At 72.3% G+C, this 16,765-nt stretch carries 16 protein-coding genes; 4 read left to right on the forward strand and 12 right to left on the reverse strand.

From position 1 onward, the window contains the following. Nucleotides 1-106: 106 nt before the first annotated feature. The 5 genes from OG295_RS14395 to OG295_RS14415 all read right to left on the reverse strand — a co-directional run bounded on the left by OG295_RS14395 (nt 107) and on the right by OG295_RS14415 (nt 6,767). The gene (locus OG295_RS14395) at nt 107-1,576 is read right to left on the reverse strand and encodes an aldehyde dehydrogenase family protein (protein WP_371677236.1); all 1,470 of its coding nucleotides are present in this window, start codon (nt 1,574-1,576) and stop codon (nt 107-109) included. After that, complete coding sequence (locus OG295_RS14400; RefSeq protein WP_371677237.1) at nt 1,573-3,312, reverse strand: amidohydrolase family protein; 1,740 nt, start codon at nt 3,310-3,312, stop codon at nt 1,573-1,575. The genes OG295_RS14395 and OG295_RS14400 overlap by 4 nt, the downstream gene beginning before the upstream one ends. A 476-nt stretch (nt 3,313-3,788) precedes the next feature. Next, nucleotides 3,789-4,910: an LLM class flavin-dependent oxidoreductase gene (locus tag OG295_RS14405; RefSeq protein ID WP_371677238.1), complete on the reverse strand. Its 1,122-nt coding sequence runs from the start codon at nt 4,908-4,910 to the stop codon at nt 3,789-3,791. 109 nt (nt 4,911-5,019) lie between these two features. After that, the gene (locus OG295_RS14410; protein ID WP_371677239.1) at nt 5,020-5,805 is read right to left on the reverse strand and encodes an SDR family NAD(P)-dependent oxidoreductase; all 786 of its coding nucleotides are present in this window, start codon (nt 5,803-5,805) and stop codon (nt 5,020-5,022) included. A 14-nt stretch (nt 5,806-5,819) separates the two neighbouring features. Then, on the reverse strand, nt 5,820-6,767 hold the full coding sequence (locus tag OG295_RS14415; RefSeq protein ID WP_371677240.1) for an LLM class F420-dependent oxidoreductase: 948 nt from the start codon (nt 6,765-6,767) through the stop codon (nt 5,820-5,822). A 216-nt stretch (nt 6,768-6,983) separates the two neighbouring features. Between OG295_RS14415 and OG295_RS14420 the strand changes: the two genes are divergently transcribed. Next, nucleotides 6,984-7,592: a hypothetical protein gene (locus OG295_RS14420; RefSeq protein WP_371681192.1), complete on the forward strand. Its 609-nt coding sequence runs from the start codon at nt 6,984-6,986 to the stop codon at nt 7,590-7,592. On the opposite strand, the gene OG295_RS14425 is transcribed toward OG295_RS14420, so the two are convergent. Then, nucleotides 7,564-8,394, reverse strand: a complete 831-nt coding sequence (locus tag OG295_RS14425) for a L,D-transpeptidase family protein (protein ID WP_371677241.1) — start codon at nt 8,392-8,394, stop codon at nt 7,564-7,566. The genes OG295_RS14420 and OG295_RS14425 overlap by 29 nt on opposite strands. A gap of 322 nt (nt 8,395-8,716) precedes the next feature. On the opposite strand from OG295_RS14425, the gene OG295_RS14430 reads away from it, so the two are divergent. Together OG295_RS14430 and OG295_RS14435 are read left to right on the forward strand one after the other, a co-directional pair. Next, nucleotides 8,717-9,046, forward strand: coding sequence for a hypothetical protein (locus OG295_RS14430; protein ID WP_371677242.1), 330 nt, complete (start codon nt 8,717-8,719; stop codon nt 9,044-9,046). Between the two features lie 150 nt (nt 9,047-9,196). Further along, complete coding sequence (locus tag OG295_RS14435; protein WP_371677243.1) at nt 9,197-9,637, forward strand: NUDIX hydrolase; 441 nt, start codon at nt 9,197-9,199, stop codon at nt 9,635-9,637. 51 nt (nt 9,638-9,688) lie between these two features. Here OG295_RS14435 and OG295_RS14440 read toward each other — a convergent pair whose 3' ends face one another. From OG295_RS14440 to OG295_RS14450, 3 genes are all read right to left on the reverse strand, one after another. Continuing rightward, on the reverse strand, nt 9,689-10,333 hold the full coding sequence (locus OG295_RS14440; protein WP_371677244.1) for a hypothetical protein: 645 nt from the start codon (nt 10,331-10,333) through the stop codon (nt 9,689-9,691). 130 nt (nt 10,334-10,463) lie between these two features. Continuing rightward, nucleotides 10,464-11,306: a serine protease gene (locus tag OG295_RS14445; RefSeq protein ID WP_371677245.1), complete on the reverse strand. Its 843-nt coding sequence runs from the start codon at nt 11,304-11,306 to the stop codon at nt 10,464-10,466. A 639-nt stretch (nt 11,307-11,945) separates the two neighbouring features. Continuing rightward, a complete protein-coding gene (locus OG295_RS14450; protein WP_371677246.1) occupies nt 11,946-13,181 on the reverse strand; it encodes a glycosyltransferase in 1,236 nt (411 codons plus the stop codon). A 438-nt stretch (nt 13,182-13,619) separates the two neighbouring features. On the opposite strand from OG295_RS14450, the gene OG295_RS14455 reads away from it, so the two are divergent. Further along, entirely contained in the window at nt 13,620-14,717 is a 1,098-nt protein-coding gene (locus tag OG295_RS14455) for an alpha/beta fold hydrolase (protein ID WP_371677247.1), read from the forward strand. 16 nt (nt 14,718-14,733) lie between these two features. Here OG295_RS14455 and OG295_RS14460 read toward each other — a convergent pair whose 3' ends face one another. The 3 genes from OG295_RS14460 to OG295_RS14470 form a co-directional block, all read right to left on the reverse strand. Then, nucleotides 14,734-15,150, reverse strand: coding sequence for a PIN domain nuclease (locus OG295_RS14460; RefSeq protein ID WP_371677248.1), 417 nt, complete (start codon nt 15,148-15,150; stop codon nt 14,734-14,736). Continuing rightward, complete coding sequence (locus OG295_RS14465) at nt 15,147-15,377, reverse strand: type II toxin-antitoxin system VapB family antitoxin (protein ID WP_371677249.1); 231 nt, start codon at nt 15,375-15,377, stop codon at nt 15,147-15,149. Before OG295_RS14465 ends, OG295_RS14460 begins: the two co-directional genes overlap by 4 nt. 108 nt (nt 15,378-15,485) lie before the next feature. Then, nucleotides 15,486-16,706, reverse strand: a complete 1,221-nt coding sequence (locus OG295_RS14470) for an amidohydrolase family protein (RefSeq protein WP_371677250.1) — start codon at nt 16,704-16,706, stop codon at nt 15,486-15,488. Nucleotides 16,707-16,765 lie beyond the last annotated feature (59 nt).

Here is a 16,765-nt window from a genome sequence, read left to right on the forward strand (position 1 = left end):
GCCCACCGGTCATCGTTTCGGCGGACCCGGAGCCCACCTTTCACCATGCGGAAACCGCAGCACTGTCCGTTTTGCGGCTTTTCAAACTTTCCAGATCAATTTTTGGTCAAGCCCATACGATCGACTGGATTTCGCTGTATGCGTGCAGCGCGTACGATCCCACGTCCCGCCCCACACCGCTCCGCTTGAACCCACCGAACGGCGCCTCCATGTTCCGGCCGATCGTGTTCACCCCGACCCCGCCCGCCCGCAGCCGCCGCGCCACGCGGAAAGCGCGGGCCGCGTCCCCCGACCAGACGTAGCTCAGCAGCCCGAAGTCGCTGTCGTTGGCCAGCCGGACCGCCTCCTCCTCGCCCCCGTCGAACGGAACGACCACCACCACCGGCCCGAAGATCTCCTCCCGGACCACGCGCATGTCGTTGGTGCAGTCGACGAGGAGGGTCGGCGCCACGTAGAAGCCGCGGCCGTCCCCGACCACCGGACGCTCCCCGCCGCAGGCGATCCGCGCCCCCTCCTTCCGCCCCAGCTCCACGTACGACTCCACGCGGTCCCGGTGCGCCCCCGAGATCACCGGGCCGACCACCGTGCCCCGCTCCCCCGGATCGCCCACCTTCATGAAGGCCAGGTAGCCCGTCAGCTTCTCCACCAGCTCCGCGTACACCGACCGGTGCACGATCACCCGCGTCGGCGCCGTGCAGATCTGGCCGGAGTAGAAGGAGAACGTCGTACCGATCCCCAGCACCGCCGCGTCGAGGTCGGCGTCCTCCAGGACGACCGCCGCGCCCTTCCCGCCCAGCTCCATCAACTGCCGCTTCATGCTCCGCCCGCACGCCTCGGCGATGCGCTGCCCGACGCCCGTGGAGCCGGTGAAGGACACCATGTCCACGGACGGGGAGTCCACCGCCGCCTCGCCCACCTCCACCGAGGCACCCGAGACCACGTTCACCACCCCGGCCGGCACCCCCGCCTCGTGCAGCGCCTCGGCCATCTTGAACACCGACAGCGGATCCTGCGGGGCCGGCTTGACCACCACCGTGTTCCCCATGGCCAGGGCCGGGGCCACCTTGCCCGCCGGGTTCGCCCACGGGTTGTTGTACGAGGTGATGCACGTGACCACCCCGACCGGCTGGCGCACCTCCAGCGCGCCCAGCACGCTCGCCCTCCCCATCGGGCCGGCCTCGGTCACCTGCGGCGGCAGCCCGCGCTCCACCGGCTCCAGCGCGCCGCGCGCGTACCGCCGGAAGCGGGACACCCCGACGCCCACCTGCATCCCGCGCGCGATCCCCGTCGGAGCGCCCGTCTCGGCCCGCGCGAGGGCCGCCCACGGTTCGAACTCCCGCTGCATGACGTCCGCGGCCCGGTCCAGGATCGCCGCCCGCTCCTCCGGCGCCGTACGGGACCAGCCCTCGAAGGCCCCGGCGGCGGCGCGGGCCGCTTCCTCGACCTGGGCGCGGGAGGCCTCGGGGGCGAGACCGACGACGGACTCGTCCGCCGGGTTCACCACCTCGTAGTGGCCGCCGTCCGGCTCCACCCACTCGCCGCCGATGTAGAGCCGCTGCGCCGCTTCACCACTCATCGGGTGCTCACCGTCCTCGTGTCCCGGCCCGAACGGAGCACGATCCCCGGGACCGCGCCCGTCACCTCGTCGTCGCGGATGGTCTCCACGCCGTTGACCCGTACCGAGACGATCCCGACGGCCCGGGCGTCCAGGCGCGGGCTGTCCCCCGGCAGGTCGTGCACGAGCGTCGCCGGACCCGCCTCGATCCGCTCCGGGTCGAAGAGCACCAGGTCCGCGTGGAAGCCCACGGCGATCCGGCCGCGTTCGCGCAGCCCGAACAGCTGCGCCGGGTCGTCGGTCAGCATCTTCACGGCCTGCTCCAGGGGGACCAGCCTGCGGCCGCGCAGACAGTCGCCGAGGAACCGGGTCGTGTACGGGGCCCCGCACATCCGGTCCAGGTGCGCACCCGCGTCGGAGCCGCCCAGCATCACGTCCTCGTGCCGCCAGGTCTCGGCGCGCAGGGCCCAGCTCGCCGGGTCGTTGTCGGTGGGCATGGGCCACAGCACCGTGCGCAGGTCGTCGTTGGCGCAGATCTCGACCAGGCACTGGAAGGGGTCCTGGCCGCGCTCGGCCGCGATGTCGTTCACGACCCGGCCGGACAGGCCTTCGTTCTCCTTGCTGTACGTGTCCCCGATGACGTAGCGGCCGAAATCGGCCAGGCGCCGGAAGACGCCGGCCTCCTTGCTGTCGGCGCGGCGCAGCATCACGGCGCGGACGTCCGGGTCGCGGAGCTTCTCGATCCGCTCGGGGACGGGGAGGGCGAGGACCTCGCCCCAGCCGGGGATGAGGTTGAGGGCGCAGAAGGTGCCGAGGGACATGTTCATCGGGGTGAGGATCGGCATCGTGAGCGCGACGATCCGGCCGCCGGCCGCGCGGGCTCGCTCGCTGGCGACCAGCTGGCGCGGGACGCGTTCGGGGACGGCGGCGTCGATGGTGAGGACGTTCCAGTTCAGGGGCCGGCCGGCGGTGGCGCTCATCCGGACGAAGAGGTCGATCTCGGCGTCGGAGAACCGGTCGAGGCAGCCGGCGACGATGGCCTCCAGCTGGGTGCCCTCGTGGTCGGCGACGGCCGCGGAGAGGGCGAGCAGCTCGGCGGGCTCCGCGTGGCGGGAGGCGACCGGGGCTCCGGCGCCGTCGGTGTGCGTGGAGGACTGGGTGGTGGACAGGCCCCAGGCGCCGGCGTCCATGGCCTCGTGGAGCAGGTCGACCATCTGCCGGAGCTGCTCGGGGGTGGGCCGGCCGCCGACCGCGGCCTCGCCCATGACGTGCCGGCGCAGGGCGCAGTGGCCGACCATGAAACCGGCGTTGACGGCGATGCGGCCGTCGAGGGCGTCGAGGTACTCGCCGAAGGTGGACCAGCTCCAGTCGACGCCCTCCTCCAGGGCGGCGAGGGCCATGCCCTCGACCTTGCTCATCATGCGGCGCGTGTAGTCGGCGTCCTCGGGGCGGGCGGGGTTGAGGGGGGCCAGGGTGAAGCCGCAGTTGCCGCCGGCGACGGTGGTGACGCCGTGGTTCATGGAGGGGGTGGCGTACGGGTCCCAGAAGAGCTGGGCGTCGTAGTGGGTGTGGGGGTCGATGAAGCCGGGGGTCAGGACCAGCCCGGTCGCGTCCTCGCTCGTACGGGCCGCCTCGGTGACGGTGCCGGGGTCGGCGACGGTGACGATGCGGCCGTCGCGGATGCCGACGTCGGCGGGGCGCGGGGGTGTGCCGGTCCCGTCGACGACGGTCGCTCCGCGGATGAGGTGGTCGAGCATGACGGTTCCCCTCCTGGGTGGTCCTGCGGGTGCCCTGGCCGGGCGGTTGCCGTTGCCCTGCGGGGCGGGGCGGGTACGTGGTCGGGCGGGCGGCTCCGGTTCCGCGCGGGGCGCGGGCCCTGCCCGGAGTGGGGCGGGGTCATGGCGACGCCCCGGCGGGGGGCCCTCCGGGGTGGTCCGCGTCGGGCCGGAGTGGGCGGCAGGCCGCTGCCGGGCCACTCCGGCCCTCGGCGATGCCCTGCCGGGGCGGCGGTCCGGGAAGACGCCGCTCCGGCGGGGGTCGGTCGGGGCCCGGGACGGGCGGGCCCTGCGGGGCTGCCCCCTACCCGCCCTTCCACCGTTCCCCGGGGCTCCGCCCCGGACCCCGCGGCGGCGGCCGGGGGCACGGGGCCTGCGGCCCCGACCCCGGCCGACACGAAGCCCACGGGTCCGGGCTCCGGTGCCGGGTCCGGGTGGGGCGGGTGGCCCCCGGAGGGTCAGGCCGACTGGCGGAAGCGGGTCGTGCGGTGGACCGGGTCCGTGTCGATGTGGGGGATGACGTGTTCGCCGATCAGCTTGATCGTGGTCAGCGTGTCCTCCTTCGACACCCCCGTCGGCAGGCCGAAGGACAGCTGGTCCGCGCCCGCCTGCTCCCAGCGCTTGCACTGGGCGCGGACTTCCGAGGGGTCCCCGCAGATGAGGAGTTCCTCCGCGATGAGGAGCTCGATGATCTCCGCGTTGTACTCGGGGAGGGTCTCCGGCCACTGCGGGATCGCCTCGGGGCGCGGGAACGTGTCGTGGTAGCGGAAGACCAGCGACTGGAAGCGGTTCATGTTCGCGTTGACCGCGATCTCCACCGCCTTCTCGTGGGTCTCCGCACAGATCGCCGTCGACGTGACCATGACGTTGTCGTTGACGAAGGCGCCGATGGCCTTCGCCTCCCGGATCGCCGTCTTGTACTGGTCGAGGACCCACTCCATGTCCGAGACCTTCTGGACGCTGAAGCCGAGGACACCGAGGCCCTTCCGCGCCGCCATCGCGTACGAGGAGGGGGAGCCGGCCGCGTACCACATGGCCGGGTGGGCCTTGCCGTACGGCTTGGGGAAGACCTTGCGCGGGGGCAGCGACCAGTGCTTGCCCTGGAACCCCTCGTACTCCTCCTGGAGGAACATCTTGGGGAACTCCGCGATGGTCTCCTCCCAGATCTCCTTGGTGTGGTTCATGTCCGTGATGCCGGGCATGAAGCCGAGGATCTCGTGGCTGCCCGCACCGCGTCCGGTGCCGAACTCGAAGCGGCCCTTGGAGAGGTGGTCGAGCATGGTGACCTTCTCGGCCACCTTCACCGGGTGGTTGACCGGGGCGAGGGGGTTGAAGATGCCCGAGCCGAGGTGGATCCGGTCGGTCGCGGCGGCGAGGTAGCCGAGGAAGACCTCGTTCGCCGAGAGGTGCGAGTACTCCTCCAGGAAGTGGTGCTCGGAGGCCCAGGCGTACTTGAAGCCGGACTGGTCGGCCTGGATGACGTACTCGGTCTCCTCAAGCAGCGCCTTGTGCTCCGCCTCGGGGTCGACCTTGGACCGCGCCTGGGGCACGTATCCCTGCACGAAGAGCCCGAATTCCAAGGGGGTTCACCGTCCTTAGGTTTCTGACATGTCGTCAGATTTGATGGGTCCGACTGTTCCACCGCGGGCCGGGACCGTCAATACCTCTACCTGACGGTCCATCAGAAACTCAGAGGATGCTCACTCCGGCCATCCAGCCCCCGTCGACGACGAACGGCTGGCCGGTGATGTACGAGGAGTCGTCGCCGGTCAGGAAGAGGGCCAGGCGCGCTATCTCCTCCGGCCGGCCGACCCGCCCCAGCGGGACCACCCGCTTGTACAGCTCCGCCATCGCCTCCCGGGCCTCGTCCGTCATCCCGGCGGGGTCCAGGAGCCCGGGGTTGGCCATCGGGGTGTCCACCGCCCCCGGGCACATGGCGTTGACCCGGATGTTCTTCCCGGCCAGCTCCAGCGCGGCGACCCGGGTCAGGCCCAGGATCGCCGCCTTGGTCGCCGCGTACGCACCCACGTACGCCATGCCCGTCAGCCCCGTGTAGGAGGAGGTGTTGACGATGGTCCCGCCGCCCGCCGCCTCGATCTCGGGGGCGAGCGTCTTGATCCCGAGGAAGGCGCCGACCTGGTTGACCTCGATCACCTGCCGGAACTCCTCCAGCGGGGTCGCGGTCAGCTCGTTGAAGCGCAGGATCCCCGCGTTGTTCACCAGGCCGCTGACCGGGCCGAAGGCCTCCTTCGCGACGGCCACCGCGGCCGCCCAGTCCTCTTCCCGGCTCACGTCCATCCGCACGTAGCGCGCGCGGTCCTCACCGATGTCCTCGGCGACGGCGGCGCCCTGCTCGTCCAGCACGTCCCCCAGCACCACCCGTGCGCCCTCGGCGGCGAAGAGGCGGGCCTCCTGCTCGCCCTGGCCGCGCGCCGCACCGGTGATCAGGACGACGCGCCCGTCCAGCTTTCCCATGGCCACTACACCCTTCAGTCGTTGAGGAGGGGGGCCACCTCGGCCCCGAAAGCGGTGATCTGGTCGGTCAGCTCGGCGCGGTCGCGGCTGCGGAAGCGGACCTGGATCTGGTCCACGCCCAGCGCCCGGTACTCCCGCAGCGACTCGGCGAGCGCTTCCGCCTTGCCGGTCAGGGCGCGGCGGCCGGTGTCCCACCCGGGCTCGCCGACGTAGAGGGCCTCGGTGATCGCGCCGAACTCGACGGGGCCGGTGCCCCCGGCCGCCGCGCGCAGCTCCTTGATCCGGGCGATCTGCGCCGGGAGCTTCTCGCGGGGATCGCCCTGCGGGAGCCAGCCGTCGCCGCGCTCGGCGGCCCGGCGGACGGCGGCGGGCGAGGACCCGCCGATCCAGACGGGGATCCGCTCCTGGGCGGGCCGCGGCCGCTGGCCGAGGTCCCGGAAGGAGAACCGCTCCCCCTCGAACTCCGGGTACTCCTCGGGACCCAGGGCCGCGCGCAGGGCGTCGAGGGTCTCGTCCAGCAGGGCGCCCCGGCGGGGGAAGTCCGCGCCGACGGCCTCGAACTCCTCCTGGACGTGCCCGGCGCCGACCCCGAGGATCAGGCGGCCGCCGCTGAGGTGGTCGAGGGTCGCGTACTGCTTGGCGGTGACGAGCGGGTGGCGCAGCCCGACGATCGCGACGTGGCTCAGCAGCCGGACGCGCTCGGTGATCCCGGCCAGGAAGGCCAGAGTGGCGACGGGGTCGTACCAGATGGTGCTCATGGGGCCGGCGAGGCGGCGCGGGATCGCCACGTGATCGCAGGTGGCGAGGTACCCGAAGCCCGCCCGGTCGGCGGCGCGGGCCACCTCGGCGAGATCGGCGGCGCCGGCCGAGGCCTCCCAGGGTTCGGCGTAGATGGTGCTCTGCGACTGGACGGGGAGCTGCATCCCGTACGCCAGCCGGCCTTCCGGAAACACGCGTGCCATGGCGGGCCCGCCTCGCCTTCGTCTGCCGGTTCGTTGTGCCGGTGCGGTGTGGTGCCGGTGCGGTGCACCCGTGCGTTGCGCCGGTGCCGGGCCATCGTCGTAGCTGACGGACCGTCAGGCAAGAGGCGGGGGCGATCCGCCCGGTCCGGCCCGCCCGCGCCCCGCGCCCCGTTCCGCACCCGGCCCGCAGCGCCTAGGGTGCGGCGCGTGGAACTGATGCTCACGCTCGTCAGCGGGCTCGCCTGGACCGTCGTCTACGTGGAGGCGATCCGTGTCGGGCTGCGGGACCGGACCTACGCGATGCCCGTCGCCGCGCTCGCACTGAACTTCGCCTGGGAAACCACCTACGCCGTGAACGAGTTCCGCACCGGTGTGTCCGCGCAGGGCGTGGTCAACGTGGTGTGGGCACTCGCCGACCTCGTGATCGTGTACACGTACCTGCGCTTCGGGCGCGCCGAGCTGCCCGGCTTCGTGACGCGGCCGCTGTTCGCCGCCTGGAGCGCGCTCCTGTTCGCCACCGGCTTCGCCGTGCAGTGGCTCTTCCTCGCCCAGTTCGGGACGCACGACGCGACCCGCTACTCGGCGTTCCTCCAGAACCTTCTGATGTCCGGGCTGTTCATCGCGTTCTTCGTCGCCCGGCGCGGTCCGCGCGGGCAGTCCCTGCTCATCGCCGTCGCCAAGTGGCTCGGCACGCTCGCCCCGACCGTGCTGTTCGGGGTGCTGGAGGGGTCCGGCTTCGTCCTGGGGCTCGGCGTGCTGTGCTGCGTGTACGACCTCGTCTACATCGGCCTGCTGCTCAGAAGCCGGGAGGCCCCATCGCGATGACCGGGTGCGCCGCCGGGTCCAGGGTCTCCAGGAGCTTGCGCATCGCCTCCTTCGGGAGGCCGACGCAGCCCTGGGAGGGGCCGTCGTGGTCCACGTGGAGCCAGATGTTGCCGCCCTTGCGCTCGCCGTCCGGCTTGACGGGGTCGAGCGGGGACACGCCCTGGCGGCGGTTGTAGTCGATCGCCACGACATAGTCGAAGGAGCCCTCCAGGGACTCCCCGTTGACCCCGCGGCCGGTGGCCACGAACGCCGCGTCCCGGTCGTACGGGAGCTTCGTGCCGGGCGGTGCGGGCAGCCGCCCGCCCGCGTCGGTGAGGGAGAACACCCCCTGCGGGGAGGTCAGGTCCCCGTACTCGCGCTCGCCGGACCAGCCCTTGGCGCCGTTGCGGGCGGGCCAGTGCCCGGCCGCCGTCCAGTCGGCGCCCGCCGTGGCCCGCATGTAGAGGGTGACGTCCGACTCCGAGGAGTCCTTCGCCCTGCCGGTGACCAGCACCAGTTGCCGGGACTCGGCGGGGATCCGGGCGCGGGCCGCGTCGCCGAGCGAGGCCGGCAGCCCGTGGCGGGCGTCGGGGCGGTGCGCGTCGCGCGCGGCCCGGTCGGGGGTCTGCGGGCGGGAGTCCGAGCGGGCCGGCGGGACGGGAGCCCCCGGCTGCTGGTGGAGGGCCTGCACCCAGCCGGCACCGAAGGCCAGCAGGCCGAAGGTGGCGACGGCGGTCAGCGCCCGCGGCCGGCGGGCGGCCGAACGGGAGCGCGTACGGGTGCGGCCCCGGGAACGGGAGCGGGCTCGGGCGTGCTTGCTCATTGACCCGACCGTACAGGAGGCGATCTCCGTTCCCGTCGACCCCGGACGCCTGCCGGGCGTCGACCGGGCGCCTGCCGGACACCGACCGGGCGCCGCGCGGCTGCCCCCGGCCCGCCGCCGGCCCGCCCCCGGCTCCGCCGGGACGGGGAGGTCCACCCCGGGAGGAACGTTTCGGTCGGCGTGCCGGTCGCATGATCAGATGGCAAAGGCCACCTGATCAGGGGAAATGGTGGCCGGAACGACCTCCCCGGGGCCGCGGGGCGATCTACTGGGCAGGCCGGCCGCACGGGGGTGCGCGCCGTCCCGAACAGGAGGATCTGTCATGCGGAAGTCCGCGACCGTGCTCGCCGCCCTCGCCCTCGCCCTCGTGGGGGCATCGCCCGCCAACGCCGCGGTGGACAGCCAGTGCGGTCAGTACATCTGCGTCATGACGGCACACCACAACCGGTTCGTGCAGGACATCACCGTCCAGACCCGCGACGGCAACCCGGGTGTCCTGCGCGCCTACTGGGGGGAGTTCCGCTCCGGGCGGGTCACCGCCGCCTCCCACCGCTGGGGCGTCGGATACGAACAGGCCGGCGCGAAGCTCGTCTGCGGCGGCCTGGAGCGCGACGGCCGCACCATCGAGGACGGCATCTGCGTCACCATCTGACCCCCTGGAGGGAGGGCGGGGCGGGGCGGACGGGGCGGACGGGGCGAGGGGGGCCGGGCGGGACCGGGCGGCCCGTCCCGCCGGTCCCGCCGACCCCGCCGAGCCCGCCGCCCCCTCCCGCCCGCAGGGGCCCGGACGTACCCTGAACTGATGAGAACTCCTCGTCAGGCAGCGCGCATTGTCGTCCTCTCTCCCAGCGGATCGGTGTTCCTGTTCCGGGAGAACAACGTCGAAGTCGGCATCCACTGGCTGCCGCCGGGCGGCGGGATCGATCCCGGCGAGAGCCCCGAGGAGTGCGTGCGGCGCGAGTTGCGCGAGGAGACCGGGTGGACCGACCTGGAGCCGCAGCGGCTGCTGTGCACCTGGGAGCACGACTTCACCCACCAGGGCGTCCCGGTCCGCCAGCACGAGCACATCTACGTCACCACGGGCCCGCGCCGCGAACCGCGCCTCGAAGCCCCCGACATCCACTGGCAGTGGCTCTCCCCGCAGCGCCTCGCCACCCTCGGCGAACCCCTCTGGCCCCCGCGCCTGCCCGAGCTCCTCGCCGACGCCCCGGCCGAACCGGTCCACCTGGGGCTCGTGACGTAGCCCCGGGCGGGGAGGGTCCGCGCAGCCGGCCGCCCCCGCACTCCGCCCGGATCACCCGGACCGGCGGCGGGTGTCCGTGAGGGTGTAGCCGCCCGCGGTCGTACCGGCGTCGGCGGGCCCGGCCGCGCAGGGCTCCAACTCGGGCGCACCGGCCGGGGGCGGCGCCGTGATCCCGATCCGGGTCTCCCCGGTCCCCGGCGCGGCGACGTGGAAACTCACCCCCATCCGGGCGGGCGGCGTACCGTGCAGGAACTCCTCCCAGTCCGGTCCGGCGTCGACGAGCCTGCCCGTCACGGCCACGTCGACGCCGTCGACGCGTACGCAGTCGACCCGGAAGTCACCCCAGTTGAAGCCCGGCCGCGGCCCGTCGGAGCCGTCGGAGGGGCCGCCCATGAAGTGCTGGATGCGGAACGTCCCCCAGGAGCGCGCCGCCACGGCAGGATCGCGGCCGTCGAAAAAGCCGTGCGCGTCGACGAGGATCCGGACGTCGTCCCGCGGATCCCCGTACGCCATACGGGCCCAGCCGCGGATGCCGGCGAGGCCGGGGGCGGATGAGGGGGCGGATGAGGGGGCGGGGGCTGAGGCCGTCGGGGCGGGGGCGGCAGCGGCGGTCGTGGCGGTGGCCATCGGCGCGGCCGCCGCCACGGCCAGGACGAGGACGAGCGGAACGGTACGGCGCAGGGTCGACTCGATCACGGTGGTTTCCCCTCCGGAAGCGGTGGTGCGGTCGCCTCCGATCCTGTCGGGCCGCCGCTCCCCCGCCATCGCGCCCGGGAGCGACCCACCCTCCCCCGGTTGGGGGAGGAAGGGTCAGCGTGGGGGTGGGTCAGCGCTTGGCGGTGGCCTTTGCGTAGAGCTGCGCCGCGTAGTCGCCGAGGACGGTGCTCGTGGACACGTCGTCCGTGTCCCCGCCCGTCAGGATGCCGATGATCTTCCCGTCGCGGCCGATCCAGGCACTGCCGCTGGTGCCGCCCGGGAAGTCGGAGCAGTCGAAGCGCTGTTCCGTCGGGCTGAGGCGGACGGAGACGGCCGTGCAGGTACGGGGGACCTTGCGGTCCGCGGGGTAGCCCGTCACCGTGACCTCCTCGCCCGCGCGGCCGGAGGTGTCCAGGGGGGCGCCGCCTATGACGTCCTCGATGTTGCGGCCCTTGGCGTCGGGGGCCACGCGGGCGAAGGCGAGGTCGTAGTCGTCGTCCGTGCCGTCGGCCCAGCGCTCGTCCTCGTAGACCTGCTCTATCTTCCAGGTCCCGTACGGGGCGACACCGTTCGCGTACGCGGGCGCGAAGACCGCACCGCCGTCGCGCGCCTGCTCGCCCTCCATGAGGCAGTGACCGGCGGTGATCAGCAGGTTCTTGCCGGGGCTGCGGACGACGGTGGCGGTGCAGAAGTGATCGCCGTCCAGGCCGCCGGTGAACAGGGCTCCGGTGAAGGCGGCGGGCCCGCCGGGCTTGGGGGTCGCGGCGGCCGGCGGCGGCGAGGCGAGCTGAGGCTTGGAGGCCTTCGACCGCGAGGGTCCGGTGGGAGAGCCTGACGGCGTGGCCGACTTGGCGTGCACCGGAGCGTCGGCCCCGTCGGGCGGCGGCACCAGCTCGGCCACCGCGGCCGAGGCGCCCAAGGCAGCCACCGCACACAGCACCGCCGTCACCACGGTCCGCTTGTCCACCGCCATGATCCCTCCCGCTTCGCCCTCGCGAAGCATGCCCCGGGGGCGGGGCGGGGTGCAAGGGGAGAGGGCGGTGGGCGGGTCGGGGGCAGGCGGGGGCCGGGGGGCGGCGGGACTTTGGCTGGTCCGTGTCAGGGAGGGTTTGGGGGTTTCCCGTCAGTCTCATCGTCCTTCCGCGTCGGGCCGGGCTGTCAAGGGCGCTCCCTTCGGTCGCGTCGCTTCGCGATGGCCTTCGGCCACCCTTGACAGCCCGTCCCGCCACGGAATGCCAAAGACTGCCGGGAAACCCCCAAAAGAACGGTCCACGGGGAGATCTTCGAGGGGCGGGCATCCCAGAGATGCGCGAGCCGTCTCCGGCCAAGCCGCTGATCCGGCCCCCTATGCGTGTCGGTCCAAAGCGTGGGCAAGCCAGACCTCCCGACACGACGACCAGAGCGTCCGGCAGGCCCCGCACGCGTCAGATCGCTACGCGCTTCGCACGGCATGGCGTCCGGCGACCGTCCGGGGCTGGACATAAGCCGCCCACGGCCCGGGGGCCTCGGTCTCTCACGCGAGTGCGGATCGTTCGTTCCTCTTGGGGTGCTGGATGGGCTTCAAAGGGACTGTGGCGGGGCCTGTCGGAGTGTGAGGACGAGTTCGTCGTCTTCAGGGTCCGGCGGGGGTTTGGTGGGCGGTGTCGTAGAGGAGTTTGGCGGCTACCCCTGCTCCGTCGGCTTGGAAGGCGGCGGCCACTTCGGTCGCTCGGGCGCTGGTCTCGGGGGTGAGGGCGGTCTTGAGTGCGGCGGACAGGGACTCGACCGTCGGGGTCGGGCCGTCGTGCGCCGCGCCGATGCCCAGGTCGGCCACGCGGCCGGCGAAATAGGGCTGGTCGGCCCCCTGGGGCACGATCACCTGGGGTGCGCCGGACCAGGTGGCGGTGGCCGTCGTGCCCGCGCCGCCGTGGTGCACGACGGCGGCCGTGCGGCGGAACAGGGCCTGATGGTTGGCCTCGCCGACGACGAAGCAGTCGTCCTGGTCATCGATCAGGCCCAGGTCGGCCCAGCCACGGGAGAGGACCGCGCGGCGGCCCTGCGCGCGGATGGCCTCGATGGCAACGCGGGCGACGTCCTGCGGATCGCGCATGGGGATGCTTCCGAAGCCCACGTAGACCGGCGGCGTACCGGCGTCCAGGAACTCCACCAGGTCAGCGGGCAAGGGGCGTTCGTCCGGAAGGACCCAGGCACCGGTCTGCACGACATCGAGATCCGCCGGCTGCCGCCACGGGGCCAGGGTCGGGTCCGTGGCCAGCCACGGCCGGTCGGTGAAGACGTGGTCGCGGACGTTGTCCAGCGGCGCCAGGCCGATCGACACCCGATGGGTGTTGATCGCCTCCCCGAACACCTCCTGCGCGTCGCGGGCGTCCTGTTCCCACAGCTCGCCGTTGTCCGTCACGTCCGGCGCGAGCGGACGTCCCGGGCGCGCCATCGGCGGATGGTGCGGGGACGGCAGGCTCACCGGCTGGTAGCTGGCGTAGACGTAGGGGATCCCCAGCTTCTCGGAGACGGCCTTCACGCCGGCCACGGCCGGCACGAGGCCAGTCGCCAGCAGTACGTCGCACCCCTCGGCAGCGACGCTCGCCTGCTCGTAGAACGCGGCGACCAGCTCGGCCGCCCGCCTCGGTACGCCCCCCGCCGAGGGCGGCGTCTTCCCGGTCACCAAGTCGCGCACCGACTGTCCGGTCGGAATCATCTCCACACCGATCGCCGCCAGTCGCTTCGCGAACTCCTCGTCCGGCGGCGCGCACACCCGCACCTCCGCACCGAGTTCCAGCAACCGCACCGCGAGTCCCACGAGCGGCTCGACTCCCCCGCGCGAATCGTACGCAGACAACAACACACGCATCCGTGACGCCCATTTCCCTTGACTGTGGCTCAGGTTGACGATTCTGCGGCACCCCCGGGGCCTTGCCGCAATCCCCCCTGCCCGCTATATCTTGAGAGTGGAAGGGCGTGACCACTCCCCCCTTTCCCCACACAGCCCATACTCGGCCCCCGGACCGTGGGCGGCTCATGTCCAGCCCCGGGCGGACCGCAGACGCTTTGCCGAGTGAAGCGCGTAGCGATCTGACGCGCGTGGGGCCCGTTGGTCACTGTGGTCGTCGTGTCGGGTGGTCTGGCGCACCCCGGGCCAAAGACCCATGGCCATTCGGTCCCGCATCCGGGACCGGGCGGAGATGGCTCGCACATCGCTGCGCTACCCGCCCCCCCAACCCCCTTTACATCCCCCCGCTTTCACGTATGCTCCCCCTCAACACAAAAACAGTATCCGGGGGAAACAGTAATGAGCGGCATCGCCACCACCACCGCCATCAGCGCCATCACCGCCGCCGCGTTCGCCGCGCCCGTCGTGGGTCTCTTCGCCCATCGGGCCGTGCGCCGGGTCGGCAACGCCCGGATGATGCGGATCGGGACGCCGGACGGCATCGACGAGCAGGGCTTCGTCCGGATCGGCGGGATCGAGCAGTGGATCTCGGTGCGCGGCGAGGACCGCGCCAACCCCGTCCTGCTGGAGATCCACGGCGGGCCGGGCGCGGCCAACTCCCCCTACGGAGCCCGCACCCGGTCCTGGGAGAAGCACTTCACCCTGGTCCGCTGGGACATGCGCGGCGCCGGTCTGACCTTCGCGCACGGTGGCGCGGACGGTCAGGGGGAGGTCACCTTCGAGCGGCTCCACGAGGACGCCGTCGAGGTCACCCGGCACGTCCTGGCGCGGCTGGGCGTGGAGCGGGTGGTGCTGATGCCGAGTTCCTTCGGCACGGTCTTCGGGCTGCGGCTGGCCCGCAACCACCCCGAGCTGTACTCCGCTTACGTCGGCACCGACCAGAACATCCAGGAGGCGGGCCGGGACACCTCCGCCTACGACGCCACCCTGGAGCGACTGCGGGCCGCGGGGAAGGCCAAGGACGTGGCCACCGTCGAGGCGATGGGGTCCGACCCCCGCCGGTGGACCTCGTCGCAGCGGTCCTCGTACGACAAGCTGTGCGCGGGCAGCGACCCGCTGACGCTGGACACCGTGAAGAAGGTGATCGTGGGCTCGCTGTGGCTGTCGCCGCTGTACTCGCTCGGGCGGGCGAAGGCCTACTTCAAGGGGCAGGGCTTCTCGGAGTCCGTCACCGAGGGGACGGGGGACTTCGACGACTTCGCCGACGGGACCCGCTTCGAGGTGCCGTTCTTCATCTTCCAGGGCGAGCGGGACGTGATCACGCCGGCGGCCCGCGCCCGGGAGTTCTTCGACGCGGTCGAGGCACCGGTGAAGGCGTTCGAGCTGATCGGGGACGCGAGCCACTTCGCGGCGCTGCGCCGCCCGGAGAGGTTCCTGGAGCTGCTGCTCCAGCACGTCCGCCCGGCGGTGACGGCGGGGCGGAACGCCACCGTCTGAGCGTCCCGGGGGCAGGTCAGTCGGCCGTACCCGGCGGCACGACCCATCGCGTCGGCTGGCCCGTGACCTCGGCGATCATGTCGTAGTCGCCGTCGTAGTGCAGCACGGTGGCGCCGTGCCGCTCGGCGGTCGCCGCGATGATCAGATCCGGAAGGGACACCGCCTTCCATTTCCCCGCCACGATGAGCTGCTCCTGCACTTCCAAGGCACGATCCCACGCCTCGTCCGGCGTCGAGAGCCAGGCGAAGGCCCCGAGACCCGCCCGCACCCGGTCCGCGTCCGACTTCGAACGGGCGCTGTAGAGCACCTCCAGCTCCACCGCTCCGCACACGGCCAGCACCCCCGCAGCGTGCAGCGGATTGACGACAGCGTGCACGGCCGGCTTGGGATAGCGCGCGAGGGCGGACTTGTCGATCAGGAAGCGCCCGTTCACGCTGCCCTTTCGTGCACTCGTTCGGCCTCGGCCGAAGACTGCTCCACCGGGCCCGTCAGGTCCGGCAGCCCGCCCTCGGCCAGCCACGTCAGGAACTCTTCCCGCTTACGCCGGTTGACGACGTCCTGGAGTGCGGCATTGACGGTGGCAACCTTCGTTTTCGTCCCGAAGAGCTCGGCGGCCTCCGCCAGCAGGGCATCGTCCACGTCGATCACGGTTCTGGCCATGGGAAACCTCCTCAGCGCGGGGCGACCTGCCCTGGTCACACTTAAACGATATCAAGACCGCCGCCGAGAGATATCGTTTCTACGGATCGAGGAGGTCCCACACTCCCCCTAAGCCCCCGCCCAGAGCCCCTCCCCCGTGAGACCGAGCAGGTCGATCGCGTTGCCGCGCACGATCCGGTCGACCACGTCCGGCGCCAGGTGGCCCATCTGGGACTCGCCCACCTCCCGGGACTTCGGCCAGGTGGAGTCCGAGTGGGGGTAGTCGGTCTCGTAGAGGACGTTGCCGACCCCGATCGCGTCCAGGTTCCGCAGGCCGAACGCGTCGTCGAAGAAGCAGCCGAAGACGTGCTCGGCGAAGAGCTCCGACGGCGGGCGGTGGACCTTGTCGGCCACGCCGCCCCAGCCCCGGTTCTCCTCCCAGACCACGTTCGCGCGTTCCAGGATGTACGGGATCCAGCCGATCTGCCCCTCCGCGTACATGATCTTCAGGTTCGGGAAGCGTTCGAACTTGCCGCTCATCAGCCAGTCGACCATCGAGAAGCAGCAGTTGGCGAAGGTGATGGTGGACCCGACGGCCGGCGGGGCGTCCGCCGAGGTGGAGGGCATCCGCGACGAGGAGCCGATGTGCATGGCGATGACCGTGCCGGTCTCGTCGCAGGCCTGGAGGAAGGGGTCCCAGTCGTCGGTGTGGATCGACGGCAGCCCCAGGTGCGGCGGTATCTCGGAGAACGCGACCGCCCGGACCCCGCGCGCCGCGTTGCGGCGGACCTCGGCGGCGGCCAGGCGGGCGTCCCAGAGGGGGACGAGGGTGAGCGGGATGAGCCGGCCCCGGGCCTCGGGGCCGCACCACTCCTCCACCATCCAGTCGTTGTAGGCCCGCACCCCGAGCAGTCCGAGCTCGCGGTCCTTGGCCTCGGTGAAGGTCTGGCCGCAGAAGCGCGGGAAGGTGGGGAAGCACAGGGCGGACTGGACGTGGTTGACGTCCATGTCGGCGAGGCGGTCGGGAACCGAGAAGGAGCCCGGGCGCATCTGCTCGTAGGTGATGACTTCCAGTTTGATCTCGTCGCGGTCGTACCCGACCGCGGTGTCGAGGCGGGTGAGCGGCCGGTGCAGGTCCTCGTACACCCACCAGTCGCCGATCGGGCCGTCGTCCCCCTTGGCCCCCATGACGGGGGCGAACTTCCCGCCGAGGAAGGTCATCTCCTTGAGGGGGGCCCGGACGATCCGGGGCCCGGTGTCGCGGTACTTCGACGGGAGCCGGTCCCGCCAGACGTGAGGGGGCTCCACCGTGTGGTCGTCCACCGAGATGATCTTCGGGAAGGTCTCCATGCCCTCCACGGTAGCGTTGATCTGACGAACCGTCAGCTATCTGTCCCACACTCGCCGTT

This window comes from Streptomyces sp. NBC_01276 (genome assembly GCF_041435355.1).
Lineage (GTDB): Bacteria > Actinomycetota > Actinomycetes > Streptomycetales > Streptomycetaceae > Streptomyces.